This is a genomic window from Sphingobacterium kyonggiense (assembly GCF_039536825.1).
Classification (GTDB): Bacteria; Bacteroidota; Bacteroidia; order Sphingobacteriales; family Sphingobacteriaceae; genus Sphingobacterium; species Sphingobacterium kyonggiense.
In genome coordinates, this window is record NZ_BAAAZI010000004.1 from 148,494 (window position 1) to 163,761 (window position 15,268).

Genomic DNA, 15,268 nt, shown 5'->3' on the forward strand with positions numbered 1-15,268 from the left:
ATGGGACTACTCTCCTTACTTATCTTTTTACCCTTGCTTGCCGTCGCATTGACATTGGTTCTACCCAATCGAATCAATGGAACATTCAAGTATATTGCGCTGGGGACGACTTTATTACAGTTGATATTAGCTGGTTTTTTATATGCGAATTACCAGCCAAGTACAGCTGCATTTAACGATGTGGCGGCGTATCAGTACGTAGAACACTTACCTTGGATAAGAATGGACTTAGGTTCATTGGGCAAGTTGGAAATAGATTATTTCCTAGGTGTCGATGGGTTCTCCCTTCCCCTACTACTTTTGAGTTCACTGGTAATGCTCATGGCGGTAGGTGCATCTTGGAATGTTGAAAAAAGCAGAAAAGGTTACTTTTCCTTGTTAATGCTCCTAAATACCGCTGTGATGGGTATTTTCTGTGCATTGGATTTCTTCTTATTCTATGTCTTTTATGAGGTCATGCTCTTGCCTTTGTATTTCCTTATCGGAATATGGGGTGGAGCGCGCAGGGAATATGCAGCTATAAAATTCTTCATTTATACCCTATTCGGTTCGGTATTTATGTTGTTAATTATCGTAGGCTTATACTTTTCAGTTCAGAACCCGCGGACAGGAGCCCATACCTTCAACATGCTGTATATGATGAATCCAGCAAACTATGTTGATGGTGCATTCTTCGGATTCTTAGATAATGTCAATGAGGTATTTGGTATATCGGCGAGAATGATCGGATTTATTGTATTGTTTATTGCTTTTGCTATTAAGGTTCCAATCGTACCGCTTCATACTTGGTTACCTGATGCCCACGTTGAAGCACCTACTCCGATTTCAATTATCCTTGCAGGTATCTTGTTAAAAATCGGCGGATATGGTATCATCCGTATATGCTTAGGGATATTTCCTGATGCAGCAGCTGATGCCAATTGGTGGTTAGGGTTAATCGGAATTGTCTCCATTCTATACGGTGCATTTAATGCTTTAGCACAAACAGATTTAAAACGATTGATCGCTTATTCTTCTGTATCGCATATGGGATTTGTCCTTTTAGGTATTGCATCTATGACAGCAGAGGGTATTTCAGGTGCAGTATTCCAGATGTTAAGCCATGGATTCCTATCAGCTGCTCTATTCTTCTTGGTAGGTGTATTATACGATCGAGTTCATGACCGTTATATCTATAACTTCCGTGGTTTAGCGACTTTGATGCCTAAATACACCGCTTATGTAGCTATCGCATTTTTCGCATCTTTAGGATTACCAGGATTCTCTGCATTTATTGGGGAAGCCTTTGTCATCATAGGAACATTCAATGCAGAAAGTATGGCAACTGGGATACCTCGTTGGATGGCCATATTCGGGTCATTGGGTATTCTTTTAAGTGCCGCATACTTCTTATGGACATTACAGCGCATGTTCTTTGGGCAAACACGTCTAAGAGGTGGTGAAGAATGGGCCGTATCCTTAAAAGATCTTAGCATTCGAGAGCAAATTATCCTCTTCCCTACTTTAGCATTGGCTTTAATATTAGGAATTATGCCGGCTTTGGTATTTAGCGTGTTGAATAATTCTGTATTGAGTCTTTTGAATTTAATTAATCCCTATTTGTAAAAAAGGCACATGGAGTTCAGTCAACAGGTAAGCAGCAGTATCGATCAAGTTATACAATCTGTACCTTTAATCAAGGTAGAGCTTGTATTGGCATTGGGTTTTCTGATGAGTATTGCTTGCACACTCTTCTTTGACAAAGTATGGAAACAAAGTTCCTTTTATATCTGCCTAGCAAGTATATTGGGTGCTTTTATAGTATTGTTCTCTCAACAGTCCAGTACGGAGCAAGGTTTCTTTGGCATGCTCAGTTTAGGGAAGATTAGTTACTTTGGGCGTATACTGATTATGTTCAGTTTATTTGTTTCCAGCATTTTTATTCAGCAGCATTTTGAGCATAAAACCTTTAAGAAGCGTAAAGGCGATATATACAGTATTTTATTAGCAGCAGGCATAGGCATGAACTTCCTAACCATGACCGAGCATTGGCTTATGGTGTTTATCGCTATTGAGATGATTTCCATTTCATCCTACATTCTGGTAGGTTATTTTTCGGAGAATAAAGCACAATCAGAAGCGGCAATGAAATATGCCCTTTTTGGTTCGGCTTGTTCTGCTGTCATGTTATATGGACTGTCCTTGATTTATGGTCTTACCGGAAATTTGAATTTCTTAAGTCCCCAACATATGCAGGGATTGACTGCTGCTCCGGAAATAATGGTCAGCATTTCTTTGTTATTTATTTTTACAGGAATTGGCTTCAAGTTAAGTTTTATCCCATTCCATCTATGGGCACCAGATGTCTATGAAGGAGCGCCTACTCCAGTCACAGCCTTTTTATCAACAGTACCTAAGATAGCTGTGTTGATTTTCTTTGCTAAGCTAGCCTCCACTTGGCTTAGCTCGCCATTCTATTTTGGCGAATTGACTTTCCTATTTCTAGGAATCGTCAGTATGGTGACCATGCTTACAGGTAATTTAATCGCCTTACGACAAACTGATATCAAAAGAATGATGGCTTATTCTTCCATAGGACATACTGGTTTTCTTTTGATGGCTATTATTGGCTATAGCCATGAGCACATGGATATTCTATTGTTTTATCTATTGGCTTATAACATTATGAATTTAGCCTTCTTCGCCTTCATTGATGTGCTGGAACAAAAGCTTGGAAGTACTGCAATGAGTGCCTATGCTGGTATTGGAAAACAGTTTCCTATTTTATTTACTTGTTTTTCATTTGTAGGAATATCCCTTATCGGTATCCCTCCTACGGCAGGATTTGTTGCTAAACTGTTGGTGTTTAGTAGTATTTTTGAACAGTATCAAATACTAAATGAGCCGATGTATCTTGGTTTGCTCATTGTTGGGGCATTGACATCGGTTATTTCGTTATTTTATTATTTCAAAATTCCATTACAAGCTTTTCTAAGAAACAATACAGAAGTGCAGATTCAAGTTGCTCCTTCCAGTAAAGCCATCCTTTACATCGGCATTATACTGACTATTATGTTACTTGTGTTTGGAATATTCCCATCATTAGTATTGGATTTTTTCACGAGTTAAGCTTCAATTTTTAAGAATCTTTATTGCCAAGATGCAATTCCCATTGAATACCCACGTTTAGTAGGGTAAAAGCGTATATTTGTATATGATTAGTGCTACAGCAAACAATATCTTTAAACAGGTAATTGAAGATTACCATCAGTTTGATCAAATTGATCAGCCCATCAACAATCCATACGATAAGGAAAGCCTTGAGCATTTGTTGTATATGAAATGCTGGATTGACACCGCTCAATGGCATATGGAGGATGTAGTTCGAAATCCAGATATCGACCCCCGTGAAGGTCTTTATTGGAAAAGACGCATTGACCGTCAGAATCAAGAGCGCACCGATACGGTGGAATTTATCGACAGTTATTATTTACTTAAATTCAAGGATGTATCTTCTTTGGCTGATGCGACAATCAATACAGAAAGTCCTGCATGGGCTATTGATCGTCTTTCCATATTGGCACTTAAGATCTACCATATGGAACAGGAAACCTTGCGTTCCGATGTTTCCAATGCGCATCTGCAATCTTGTACTGAAAAGTTAAACATCTTATTAGAACAGCGTAAGGATCTTTCGCAAAGTATTGATGAGTTATTGGCAGATATTGAGGCTGGTCGTAAATACATGAAAGTGTACAAGCAGATGAAGATGTACAATGACCCTAATCTAAATCCGGTACTTTACGGTTCACAAAAATAAGCAGAGATGAAACGCATTATTGTAACCCGCTTTTCAGCCATGGGTGACGTGGCTATGGTTGCTACAGTTCTCAAAGCGTTTCAGGAACAACATAGCGATACGGAAATCATTATGGTTTCCCGATCTTTATTTGCTGCTTTTTTCCAAAATATCCCTCGCCTTAAGTTCCACCCTATTCAACCCAAAGGAATGCATAAAGGAGTATTTGGTTTGTTCAGTCTTTTCAATGAATTAAAGGCTTATAAACCTGATGCCATTGCTGATTTACACAACAATCTTCGTTCTAGAGTAATAGACGGACTCTTTAAAAGCATTCGAGTTAAAGTACGCTTACTGGATAAGGGAAGAAAGGAAAAGAAGGAATTAACCCGCACTAAAAATAAGGTTTTCAAACAGCTGAAATTAACTACAGAGCGTTATGCCGATGTTTTTCGGCAATTAGGATTCCAATTGCAATTGGATCATCAACTTCAAAAAGAATATCGTTTGATACCTCCGGGCATGATGCCTATCCTTGCATCCGATAAAAAGAAAATTGGTATAGCTGCTTTTGCACAGCATGTTTACAAGGTGCTGCCCTATGCTAAGATGGAATTGATCATACAAACCTTGGCTAACAAGGGCTATGAGGTATTACTCTTTGGAGGTGGAGAACAGGAAAAACAAATCACCGAAAATTGGGCTGAAAACTATGAAAATGTACATTCTTTGGTTGGGCGCTATAAATTAACGGAGGAATTGGATGTTATATCTCATTTGGATCTGATGATCAGTATGGACAGCTCTGGCATGCACATGGCATCATTAGTTGGCACTCGATGCCTATCCTTATGGGGTGCAACCCATCCTTTTGCTGGCTTTATTGGCTATGGTCAATCCAATTCAGACTGTATACAGGTAGATCATCCTAATAGACCAAGTTCTGTTTATGGCAATAAATCCTGCCTTTGTGATGGCGTAGAAGCTATCGACTTAATAAGTCCTTCGATGGTCCTTTCGAAGGTAGAGGAAATATTTTCTCCAAAATAAGTGAAATAATCAAGTATAATTTCATGAAGTAAATTATCTTTATGATAAGAATCCCTGATTCGATTCAAGGTAAATATTTACCTTTGTCGCCATTGGACTCCTATAAGGATTCGTAACAAGAAACAACAAAACAGATTATCTATGCTTACCATTGGCTTTGATGCTAAAAGATACTTTCTTAACCGGACGGGACTTGGTAATTATAGTCGTGACCTAATCCGCATTCTGGAAACTCAATTTCCGGAAAACAAATACATCAAATACACGCCAAAACTAGCTAAATCATCTTCGGAACTACCACAAGGCATTAAGTTACCACAGGGAAAAATAAACAGTTTATTACCTGGACTTTGGCGTAACAGACGTATTGTAGACGATTTGAAAAGAGATTCTGTTGAAATCTTCCATGGACTATCGGGAGAAATCCCTTCAGGTTTGAAGCAAGCAGGAATCAAATCCGTAGTAACCATACATGATCTCATTTTCTTGCGATTTCCTGAACTCTACAAGCCTTTAGATCGTTGGATTTATAATAAAAAAGCCCAATATGCCGTAACACATGCGGATAAGATCATCGCTATTAGTGAGCAAACCAAAAGGGATATTTTGCATTATTACCCCTGCGATCCATCCAAAATTGAGGTAATTTACCAAGTATGCCATCCTGCATTCAAAGTAGAGTACGCAGAAGCCCAACAAGAAGCGTTAAGAAAGCAATATAATCTACCCAAGAAGTTTCTATTGAATGTAGGCTCAATTGAACCTAGAAAGAATGCATTTCAAATAGTCAAAGCAATTGAGAGTTTAGAAATTCCTTTAATTATCATTGGGAAACCTACAGCATATGCCGCAGAGATTAAGGCTTATGTAAAAGAAAAAGGTATGGAAAGTCAAGTACGATTTTTGGAGGGATTCAGTATGGATGAATTGGCAACTATCTATCGTATGGCTACTATTTTCCTTTATCCTTCCCGATTTGAAGGATTTGGTATCCCCATTATAGAGGCATTATATTCAGGAACGCCAGTAATAACCAATAAATCTGGGGTATTTCCAGAAGCTGCTGGTCCTGACTCGGTATATATATCCCCTGAAAACACCGCTGAGATTAAAGAAGCTATCTTATCTTTATGGAATGATGATGCTAAAAGAAAAGCAATGGCAAAGTCAGGAATACAATATGTACAACGATTCAATGATGATCAAATAGCCGAGCAACTCATGAATTGTTATCGTAGTCTTTAATCTTCTTCCTTAACTACAGAAATACGTTGTTGTAATTTCTTCCAATGATTTTTCCGATCACGATAAATCAGCAGTTTTCCTAATCGATATTTGAACTGCATCATTCCTTTGTAGTCTGGTGCTACAACACGATGCGGAGTATCTGGATTTTCGGCTAATTCATCATTAATGGCCTTGGTATATATCGAAGGGCCGGTCGTTTTATGCACATCATGCGGGTAACGATTTTGCTCTATATTATCCACCGCATAATCGATTGTTCGTTTAAGAAACGGATGGCCTTTATCATAAATCAAGGCCCATTGTGCAAAGTATTCAGGATGGTTCTTTTCAGGCGATATAACCGCAACATCATCATTTTCCAAATGCTTATCCAATGAAACTAAAAGATCAGAATCTAAATCAAGGTAAACTCCCCCATGTATATACAACACCGCATAACGAAAGAAATCAGCTTTTGCTGCTCCGATTTGTAGCCGAGAATACGCTTTATAAACACGACTATCAAAATTCGTTTTGATAAAATCAGTTACTGCCTGATCATCAAAAAATACATACTTGTAAGTGGGATTCTTCTTTCTGAATAGCCAGATGTAGCATTTGGTCAACCAAGGAATATCGTTTGTTTTAAAGGTCTGATAGATCGTTTTTGGAATTGCCATAAAGATATTCGTTCAGTTAATTAGCTTTGCTTCAAAGATACAAAATGCACCTTTGTAATAGAAGTTTAGTTTTGGAGATTGTGCATCTTATGAATTTCATGAATATACTCCTCCCATTTATGAGCAACCATAGTTTTATCAAATGCTTGCACATATTGATGCGCTTCTCTTCCCATCTGAATTCTTAAATCCTTGTCCGCCATAAGTTGATCTAGATAATTCACGAATTCATTTTTATCATGTGCTAAAAACCCAGTTTTCTGATGCTGGATCAATTCATTTACACCCGAACAAGATGCCAGCCCTATACTCGGCAACCCAATGGACATGGCTTCTCCTAAAGCCAAACCAAAACCTTCATATTTACTTGGGAAAATAAAAACATCAGCCTTTCGCAATTCCTCCTCTGGTTTAGCCGTATATCCTTTAAAAAACACACGATTTTCAAGTCCCAATGCAGCAGAACGTTCCTTCAAATAAAGCTCATCTGGACCTTCCCCTATAAAGATTAAATCCCAATTGGGATATTTATCTTTTAGTGCAGCAAAACATTCCATAGCCAATTCCTGTTGCTTACCAGCATTGATTAAAGACCCAACATGTATAAGTTGATAGCGATCCTTATCCTGATCTAGTTTGGCTAATTGTCCATCTTCGTACTGCGGGATCGGATTTGGTATGACTTTACATATACCAGTAAATGTGTCGGGTAAATAAGCCTCATAACTTTCAAACAACACTTGAATACCCGTCAGGTATGAATAGGATTTCTTTAATAAATCCATGTCTTGAGGGCTTCTATACCAGAGGATATCGCTGTAATCGTAATCCGGACGACCATGCACGGTATTTATGATGGGATAAGCTAATGGCCCTTGATAGGTTATTTCCAACAAGGTGGAAATTGCCATTGAAATAATAATATCGGGTTTTTCAGCGGCAAAGAAAGAAGGCCAATTCTTTGATCGTACCTTTAAATTATGGATTTGTAACTCATCCATAGTACGAACTCCTTGCGCTGCCATCAATCGCTTATTATGCGCTTTATCGATTTTCTTTTGGATTTTATAACGTATCCATGAAAGTGGATTTTTACCCTTGTAATTGTATATTTTCCGAAGGACAATACAATCGTCCTTGCCTTTATAAAGGTTGATTAATCGAACTTCTGGATCTAAAGGGAATACTGATTTACCTTCCACAGGATCTTGCGTAACTATAGCGACATCATGACCCTTTTGGGAAAAGGTATTGGCAAAGAAAGTTGCCATTTTCTCTGTTCCACCTTGACTATTCAAAAAACCTTGATATTGTACTATGAGGATTTTCATGCTCCGTATTTACGTTGAATTTTCTGGCGAAATGATCTTTTGGATGCCCGGGATGGCAATAATTTACTGAGTAAATACATGCCTTTTAATTTCCATTTATTACTTCTCACAAAATCAGCATACCATTCATCATAGGCTTTTGCATCCTTTGCTTCCAAAAAGCCTAAAAACACTTGCGATAACTGATCTTTATCCGCTGGTTTTAGGTGAGCCATAACATGCTTTTCCATAAAACCCTTTATTAGACTATGTAACAATTGCTTTTGTTGGGTATCAAAGGGCATCTGCTTATAGCGCGATTCAAAGGGTTCATGTTCCATAAAACGAGCTATGTGAAGGGCCTTCTTATCCCACAATTGTTGATTATTGTAAAAAGTTTCCAGCACTTGAAACCATTTCGGTATTTGTGTCAGGATCTTCTCGGTAAACTTCCAGTTATTTGCTGTATTCTGTTCATCATGCTGCCTATAGAAATAATGTGCATCCCTATTTAAAGCTAACTTATCGGTTAAAGCAAGAATCTGATGGGAGAACAGCCCATCTTCGCAGGGTTGAATACCAGCAGGAAATACAATTTCTGGATAGCGATCAAGGAAAGCTTTTTTTACAAATGTGGCGCAGGTAGGCAATGCCATGGGATTGGGAAACCTATTTTCATAGTATTGACCACAGACGACCAAATCAGCATCTCCTTTTTGGGCCAAATGAATAGAAGTTCTTAAAAACTCCTTATCCAGTTTATCGTCTGAATCAAAAAAGTAGAGATACTTACCTTTTGCTATGGCTCGTCCAGCATTTCTAGCAACAGACACACCTGCATTTTCTTGCTCCAAATAGGTTATTTTAGCATCTTTTTCAACATATTCTCGACAGATCTGAGCAGAATTGTCCGTACTTCCATCGTTGACTAATATCAGTTCAAAATCTTGATAAGTCTGATGTATTATACTATCAATGGCTTCAGCAACATATTTGCCTCGATTATATATTGGAATAATGACAGAAATAGTGGGATTCATACTCAAAAGTACATATACGTTTTGGTAGATGCTACATCAAGTCAAAATACTAATTAAATGCATCTTTTATTCTATCCTTATCTACCCTGATTTCTGCATAATTAAAATTACCATCCTTGGTTCCTATTACCATACCAAAATCCATAAACTTGGAATCCGTTTGTTTTAGGAAGATTGCTGAACGATAAGCCAGGTAACTAATTACAGGTTTAGGATCTACTATAAAGTTTATACCATCTTTAGAATAGGCCAAATATAAAAGGTCAGAGGTATATTTCTTCACATTTCCTACAGATAGAACAAGAAAATAATAGCCTTGATCATAATTAGCATTAAGATGCCAAACAGCATTATCCGTATCTAATTCTAACCAAGGTTTGTTAAAGAAGTTGATGACCTTAGAGGACGTGAAATTCGAGAAATCCAATCCGTTTCCTGATTTACGTTGTATGACTAAAGTATGTGCATCAGACTTAATACGATCCTTATTGTTATTAAAAGTCACCTCATAACTATAAATATCCTTGTTTACTTCAACAAATGCAGGAGAGAGCACATGGCTATTTTTTGGTGAGTGGGGTGGATTACTTGTAAATGCCACTTCCAAAGGACTCCAGTTAATACCATCGGTTGAAGTTTGACGAACAATAGTACGTTGTGCATTTTCCTTGAGTTTGGAGCGATTATTTGCTGTTTTGGCTCCACGACGTTTTAAAGCGTCGGCATTAATGCAACTACCGCGGTAGTACAGTTCAAATTGACCATTGCGGTACAGCCAATCTACATCTGACCAAAAACCTTGAATCAATTCACCTTTCTTTTCCAAAAAGCTCTCTTTAAAAGACGGCGTCAGTTGAATAGGGTTTTGAATCCCTACAGGCTCAATCCAATTGATCGCATCATTGGAGACCACTACTGTTGGATTTTCATAGCGTTTGGCATAGAAATCTGTTCCTACCTTACCAAAATATGGAGTGAATACCATCCAATATTTGTATCCACGAAATCCATTGGGAAAATATTGAACATCCGGATGGCAATAGGCCGATTCGGGACCACTGATGTCAATGAAAAATCGTCCATGTGCTAAACCACGATAATTCCCATTTGCCATGTTATTAATCCTCATTTTTACAGGATCCAACAAAAACTCTTCGTTTAAAGCTATGGGTTCTGTTAAATCAAGTCCTGGATCGATTTCAGGAAGAAGATCTCCTTCATTTGTATTACAAGAAAGTACCAGTAAAAATAAAAAAGCAAGTAAGTTTCTATTAAGCCAATTCATGTGTTAGTATATCACTAAATTCGTCTCCCTTATATTCTATTTAAATACGAATTTTTCGACTGCAAAGCTACTATATTCTAATATATTTTTTCATGATTTTTATAGCTTAACAATTTATTAAAATACCATGACAAAAACCTACCTGTCAAGGATATAAGGCACTTTCTTCTAACCTGAAATCCGTATTATATATCGATAAAAAATTACTCAAAATATGGAATAATCAATTCCTTAATAATTTCCTAACCTATGGAGCGTTAATTAATATTATATTGGATGCATAATCTTAGATTTTGTACATATGAAGACACTAATTCTCATTCGTCATGCTAAAGCAGAGGAACACAGTCTTTCCAAGAGCGATTTTTTCAGAGATCTTCAACCCAAAGGCATTGAACGTGCTAAACGTATTGCTGAGAGTTTAAGCAATAAAATAAAGGTTGATAACAAAACCTTAGTGATATCCTCTACTGCAAATCGCGCGATACAGACTGCTGAAATCTTCTGCCCTATCCTCCAATATCCAACAAGTGAAATTCTGCAAACAGAAAACATCTATGAGGCTCATTTTACGGAGATCTTAAACGTTATCAACGCTGTTGATGATCAGTATGAGCAAGTTCTTGTTTTTGGTCATAACCCTGGACTTTCCAATTTGACAAATTATTTAAGTCATTCCGAAGTTGAACTTGCGACCTCCAATGCTGCGATCCTAAAACTTGAAGATGGCATTAACTTTTCTATGCTTTCTGGTGGAACAGCCACATTGATAGGTTTAGTTAAGTAAAAAAAATTTTTACCTTAGTAAGGTATGGGAAACAAATTACAGACAGAACAGTCCCCTTATTTAAAGCAACATGCCCATAATCCGGTGCATTGGTATCCTTGGTCTGAGGAAGCCCTTCAAAAAGCAAAAGCAGAAAACAAATTAATACTGGTTAGTATTGGTTATTCGGCTTGCCATTGGTGTCATGTCATGGAACGAGAAAGTTTTGAAAACGAAGCTATTGCGCAAACCATGAACAAGTTTTTTGTTTCCATAAAGATTGACCGGGAAGAAAGACCAGATATTGACCAGATTTACATGATTGCCGTTCAGCTCATGACAAACTCTGGTGGATGGCCGCTAAACTGTATCTGCTTACCTGATGGCAGACCAATCTATGGTGGCACGTATTTCAAACCTCAGGATTGGCAACAAGTTCTTCTACAGCTTGCCAAGATGTGGGAGGAACAGCCTGAAGTAGCTTTAGATTATGCAGAACGATTAACCCAAGGCATTCAGAAAGCTGAAAAATTACCTATTCAAGCTATTCCTGAACAATATAGCCTATCCGATATCCGTGAGGTAGTCATACCTTGGATTGCACAATTTGATCCCAAAGATGGAGGATATCAACGCGCTCCAAAATTCCCATTACCCAACAATTGGCTATTTTTCTTGCGATACGGCACCTTAGCAAAAGACCAAGCGGTCTTGGACCATGTTCATTTCACGTTGCGTAAAATGGCAAATGGAGGCATCTATGATCATATCGGTGGTGGTTTTGCCCGATATTCTGTCGACGGACAGTGGCATGTACCACATTTTGAAAAGATGCTTTATGATAATGGTCAATTGATCAGCCTTTATAGCGAAGCATACCAAGAAAGGCCTATGCCCCTATATAGATCCGTGGTAGAGGAAACTGTTAATTGGGCAGTTCGTGAAATGCGTCATGAAAATGGTGGCTTCTTCAGTGCATTAGATGCCGATAGCGAAGGCGTTGAAGGCAAATATTACACTTTCGATTATGATGAGTTTGATATTTTAGGTGCAGATGCTGAACTGGCAAGGCAATATTACAACATAGCCAAAAGTGGCAATTGGACTGAAGAACAGACCAATATCCCTTTTGTACGTGGTGATGATGAAGAACTGATCAAAGATGTTGGTTTTGAAACCACCCAATGGGATGAGTACCTTCAGGAGATCAAAAAGAAATTATTAGCCTATAGGGAACAGCGCATAAGACCAGGTTTGGACCATAAACAATTAGTCACTTGGAATGCCTTATTCCTTAAAGGTTTGATTGATGCCTATCGCGTATTTAGAAAGGAACGCTATTTAGAATTAGCCTTAGGCATAGCTAAGTTTTTAGAAGAGCATGCCATGGATGGCGCAGATATGCTACATCAACCAGCTGATGAAAACAGAAGTATCAAAGGATTCTTGGATGATTATGCATTTACCATAGAAGCATTTATCGCTATATATGAAGCTAACTTTGACGAATATTGGTTAGATCAAGCAAAACGTTTGGCAGATCGTGCTATTCAACTGTTCTATGATGAGGAGCAACATTGCTTTTACTATACCAGTTCAGAAGCAGAAAGCCTGATAGCTCGGAAGTCCGAGATCATGGATAACGTAATACCTGCATCTTCCTCAACCTTCATTCGTCAATTATTTAAATTAGGTCTTTTATTTGATGAAGACCGATTTACACAAATCGCTGAACAGGTATTTGCCAATGTCTTCCCACATATCAAGAGTTACGGTTCAGCCTACTCCAACTGGGCTATTCAACTTTTAGAATTACACTATGGACTTTGGGAAGTGGCTATTACAGGAGAAGAAGCAATAGCTTGGCGAAAAGAGCTTGATGAGAACTACATTCCAAATAAAATAACACTAGGGGGAACAAAAAGTAAGCTTCCTTTGTTAGAGCATAAAGCAGGTATGGATTCAAAAGCATACCTTTGTCAACGAAAAACATGCAGTCTACCACAAGAGTCGATTGCAGCAATCATAGAATTAATAAATAATAAACAGGGATAATATCCCATAACTTAATCAGAATGGCAGTAGAAAACAACAACGTTGTTACCTTAAATTACGTTCTTCATACAATTGGAGATGATGGAGAGAAGACATTTGTAGAGCAGACAACAACAGAAAACCCATTAACATTTTTATATGGTGTAGGTATGATGCTTCCTAAATTTGAGGAGAACATTGCAGGCTTAAACGCTGGAGATAAACTCTCTTTTGAATTAGAAGCTGCTGATGCCTATGGTGAACGTGATGATCGTGCAGTTGCACAATTACCAGCAGAAATGTTCCAAGAAATTGGTCTTCCACCAGTAGGCGAAGTTATCCCATTGCAAGACAACCAAGGAAACCAATTCCGCGCTGTAGTTACTGAAGTAACTCCAGAAGCAGTAATTGCAGATTTGAACCACCCTATGGCTGGTAAGAAATTAAATTTTGACATCGAAATCCTAGACACTCGTGAGGCAACAGCTGAGGAATTAGCTCATGGTCATGCACATGGTGCTGATGGAACCGAAAGCCACTAAAACAAAGAAAATGCTGAACAAATGTTCAGCATTTTTACTTTAACTACTCATCACTATACTATTACTAATTTTTCTATTTCGTCAATTCCATCCGACTACATTGATTTGCAGTGACGTTAATAGTTCCATTCCAATTATACTTGCTACAGCTAGCTGTGAAACTATAGGTTCCTGGATTAAGGCTATAATTTGCTGAACCATTTGCCCCACAATTTGGTGTAGAACTGTAATAAGAACTAATCGACTGGGATATATTATTCAGCTTAACGGTAATAACCCCACAACCGATATCAGATTTGGTCCAAAACATGGCATTTCCTTTGCCCGATCCACCACCGGTACCTCCGCCAGTTCCTCCCCCTGTTCCACCACCACCAGAGCTACAGAAGTTATTGCTCTTTAAATAGCGTTGCGCGTTATGCGTATTAATCGCCTGATCTGGAACTCCCACTAAAAGCGATGTACTACTGAATTTCAATGGAAACTTGATGGTATTTCCTTGAATAACAAAGGTCATAGATGGCTCACTCGCGTTAAATGTCCCCGTGGTTTGGGTACCATTGACACAAGTTACCGCAGTAGATCCGGAAAACTTAACAAATGTTCCAGACGCATTCTCGCGAACCCAGTTCCCATACATTCCAGAAGTGGAACCACCTCCTCCTGTACCACCTGATCCGTCATCCTCTGTATCAGTATCTTCCAAGCCTAAAGCATCACAACCAGGCACAACTGCCAAGCTGATCAAAAGCAACAACAGTTGCATCGTTCTTTTTAATATTTTCATGTTAATAATTTTTGGTTAATGTGTTTCCTATTCGTTTCGTTAAGACAAAATTTCAAAGAATTAACCAATCAGAAAATACCGCATATAGGGTATTTTATAGTTATTGATATTACAAAACCTAAAAATCACATCCTTCTTGCAAAAAGAATCAGGCTAAAATCTTAATTCATTCACCAAAATAAAGGTCAATCAACTCTTAATTAACCTTTTATTTTCCGTCTATTTCCATCCTATATTAGGATGTTAGGACAAGACACTGTTGTCTTTTGAATATTGTCTGTTGTGTAATGCAAAGTTTAAAGACCTTTCACCTTCGTTAAATGATGACGTGGAATTTGCTGGGTAATAAAGACTCTTGGCGTAGCTCAGAGTTGTAAGTAGCAAAAAGATTGCTGTTCAGCGATTGAAACCAGCTTCGATTTTAAATATAATAAGGTAACTCTGAAAAACTTAGTTCGCTCTAGGTACAACTGCTAATTACCTCTTTCTCACTTTTTACACACATCTATTTCTGATGTCTTTTATTGTGTCTCCATGTCTCTCACTAGGGTTTCCTTCGACACTTATTCGGATCTCCTTCGGAACTTGTTCGGATCTCCTTCGGATCTCGTTCGGTTCCAACCGAACGAGATCCGAACAAAATCCCTATCAGATCCAAAGAAATTCCCTTAGAGTAACTAAGCAAACACCTCGAAAATACCCATGAATTACAAAGGAAAACCAAAGCATCATTAAGCTTTGTTAGGTGCAATTTATAATAGTAAAGATG

The 15,268-nt window shown here is 38.1% G+C and carries 13 protein-coding genes; 8 read left to right on the forward strand and 5 right to left on the reverse strand.

Features of this window, described 5'->3' with window-relative positions:
* The 5 genes from ABD676_RS01775 to ABD676_RS01795 all read left to right on the forward strand — a co-directional run bounded on the left by ABD676_RS01775 (nt 1) and on the right by ABD676_RS01795 (nt 6,073).
* The gene (locus ABD676_RS01775; protein ID WP_344672955.1) at nt 1-1,605 is read left to right on the forward strand and encodes a complex I subunit 4 family protein; all 1,605 of its coding nucleotides are present in this window, start codon (nt 1-3) and stop codon (nt 1,603-1,605) included.
* Nucleotides 1,606-1,614: 9 nt separating this feature from the next.
* Nucleotides 1,615-3,108, forward strand: a complete 1,494-nt coding sequence (locus ABD676_RS01780; protein ID WP_344672956.1) for an NADH-quinone oxidoreductase subunit N — start codon at nt 1,615-1,617, stop codon at nt 3,106-3,108.
* A gap of 85 nt (nt 3,109-3,193) precedes the next feature.
* Nucleotides 3,194-3,799 (forward strand): DUF4254 domain-containing protein, encoded by a 606-nt coding sequence (locus ABD676_RS01785; protein WP_344672957.1) that lies wholly within the window; start codon nt 3,194-3,196, stop codon nt 3,797-3,799.
* Between the two features lie 6 nt (nt 3,800-3,805).
* The gene (locus tag ABD676_RS01790; protein WP_344672958.1) at nt 3,806-4,828 is read left to right on the forward strand and encodes a glycosyltransferase family 9 protein; all 1,023 of its coding nucleotides are present in this window, start codon (nt 3,806-3,808) and stop codon (nt 4,826-4,828) included.
* Between the two features lie 141 nt (nt 4,829-4,969).
* Nucleotides 4,970-6,073: a glycosyltransferase family 4 protein gene (locus ABD676_RS01795; RefSeq protein WP_344672959.1), complete on the forward strand. Its 1,104-nt coding sequence runs from the start codon at nt 4,970-4,972 to the stop codon at nt 6,071-6,073.
* Here ABD676_RS01795 and ABD676_RS01800 read toward each other — a convergent pair.
* The 4 genes from ABD676_RS01800 to ABD676_RS01815 all read right to left on the reverse strand — a co-directional run bounded on the left by ABD676_RS01800 (nt 6,070) and on the right by ABD676_RS01815 (nt 10,370).
* The gene (locus ABD676_RS01800) at nt 6,070-6,735 is read right to left on the reverse strand and encodes a glycosyltransferase family 32 protein (protein ID WP_344672960.1); all 666 of its coding nucleotides are present in this window, start codon (nt 6,733-6,735) and stop codon (nt 6,070-6,072) included. The genes ABD676_RS01795 and ABD676_RS01800 overlap by 4 nt on opposite strands.
* Before the next feature lie 65 nt (nt 6,736-6,800).
* Entirely contained in the window at nt 6,801-8,066 is a 1,266-nt protein-coding gene (locus ABD676_RS01805; protein WP_344672961.1) for a glycosyltransferase, read from the reverse strand.
* A complete protein-coding gene (locus tag ABD676_RS01810) occupies nt 8,063-9,085 on the reverse strand; it encodes a glycosyltransferase family 2 protein (RefSeq protein ID WP_344672962.1) in 1,023 nt (340 codons plus the stop codon). Before ABD676_RS01810 ends, ABD676_RS01805 begins: the two co-directional genes overlap by 4 nt.
* Nucleotides 9,086-9,134: 49 nt before the next feature.
* Complete coding sequence (locus ABD676_RS01815) at nt 9,135-10,370, reverse strand: hypothetical protein (RefSeq protein WP_344672963.1); 1,236 nt, start codon at nt 10,368-10,370, stop codon at nt 9,135-9,137.
* Between the two features lie 301 nt (nt 10,371-10,671).
* On the opposite strand from ABD676_RS01815, the gene ABD676_RS01820 reads away from it, so the two are divergent.
* The 3 genes from ABD676_RS01820 to ABD676_RS01830 are packed head-to-tail and all read left to right on the forward strand — an operon-like array spanning nt 10,672 to nt 13,712.
* Complete coding sequence (locus ABD676_RS01820) at nt 10,672-11,157, forward strand: SixA phosphatase family protein (protein ID WP_344672964.1); 486 nt, start codon at nt 10,672-10,674, stop codon at nt 11,155-11,157.
* Nucleotides 11,158-11,181: 24 nt separating this feature from the next.
* Nucleotides 11,182-13,191 carry a thioredoxin domain-containing protein gene (locus ABD676_RS01825; protein ID WP_344672965.1) on the forward strand — a complete coding sequence of 670 codons (2,010 nt, stop codon included), beginning with the start codon at nt 11,182-11,184 and terminating at the stop codon, nt 13,189-13,191.
* 20 nt (nt 13,192-13,211) lie between these two features.
* Complete coding sequence (locus ABD676_RS01830) at nt 13,212-13,712, forward strand: FKBP-type peptidyl-prolyl cis-trans isomerase (RefSeq protein WP_344672966.1); 501 nt, start codon at nt 13,212-13,214, stop codon at nt 13,710-13,712.
* A gap of 73 nt (nt 13,713-13,785) precedes the next feature.
* Here ABD676_RS01830 and ABD676_RS01835 read toward each other — a convergent pair whose 3' ends face one another.
* Nucleotides 13,786-14,499, reverse strand: coding sequence for a hypothetical protein (locus tag ABD676_RS01835; protein ID WP_344672967.1), 714 nt, complete (start codon nt 14,497-14,499; stop codon nt 13,786-13,788).
* Between the last annotated feature and the right edge of the window lie 769 nt (nt 14,500-15,268).

Coding starts and splice junctions, on each gene's coding strand:
- ABD676_RS01775 (WP_344672955.1), top strand. CDS start 1: ATGGGACTACTCTCCTTACTTATCTTTTTACCCTTGCTTGCCGTCGCA.
- ABD676_RS01780 (WP_344672956.1), top strand. CDS start 1,615: ATGGAGTTCAGTCAACAGGTAAGCAGCAGTATCGATCAAGTTATACAA.
- ABD676_RS01785 (WP_344672957.1), top strand. CDS start 3,194: ATGATTAGTGCTACAGCAAACAATATCTTTAAACAGGTAATTGAAGAT.
- ABD676_RS01790 (WP_344672958.1), top strand. CDS start 3,806: ATGAAACGCATTATTGTAACCCGCTTTTCAGCCATGGGTGACGTGGCT.
- ABD676_RS01795 (WP_344672959.1), top strand. CDS start 4,970: ATGCTTACCATTGGCTTTGATGCTAAAAGATACTTTCTTAACCGGACG.
- ABD676_RS01800 (WP_344672960.1), bottom strand. CDS start 6,735: ATGGCAATTCCAAAAACGATCTATCAGACCTTTAAAACAAACGATATT.
- ABD676_RS01805 (WP_344672961.1), bottom strand. CDS start 8,066: ATGAAAATCCTCATAGTACAATATCAAGGTTTTTTGAATAGTCAAGGT.
- ABD676_RS01810 (WP_344672962.1), bottom strand. CDS start 9,085: ATGAATCCCACTATTTCTGTCATTATTCCAATATATAATCGAGGCAAA.
- ABD676_RS01815 (WP_344672963.1), bottom strand. CDS start 10,370: ATGAATTGGCTTAATAGAAACTTACTTGCTTTTTTATTTTTACTGGTA.
- ABD676_RS01820 (WP_344672964.1), top strand. CDS start 10,672: ATGAAGACACTAATTCTCATTCGTCATGCTAAAGCAGAGGAACACAGT.
- ABD676_RS01825 (WP_344672965.1), top strand. CDS start 11,182: ATGGGAAACAAATTACAGACAGAACAGTCCCCTTATTTAAAGCAACAT.
- ABD676_RS01830 (WP_344672966.1), top strand. CDS start 13,212: ATGGCAGTAGAAAACAACAACGTTGTTACCTTAAATTACGTTCTTCAT.
- ABD676_RS01835 (WP_344672967.1), bottom strand. CDS start 14,499: ATGAAAATATTAAAAAGAACGATGCAACTGTTGTTGCTTTTGATCAGC.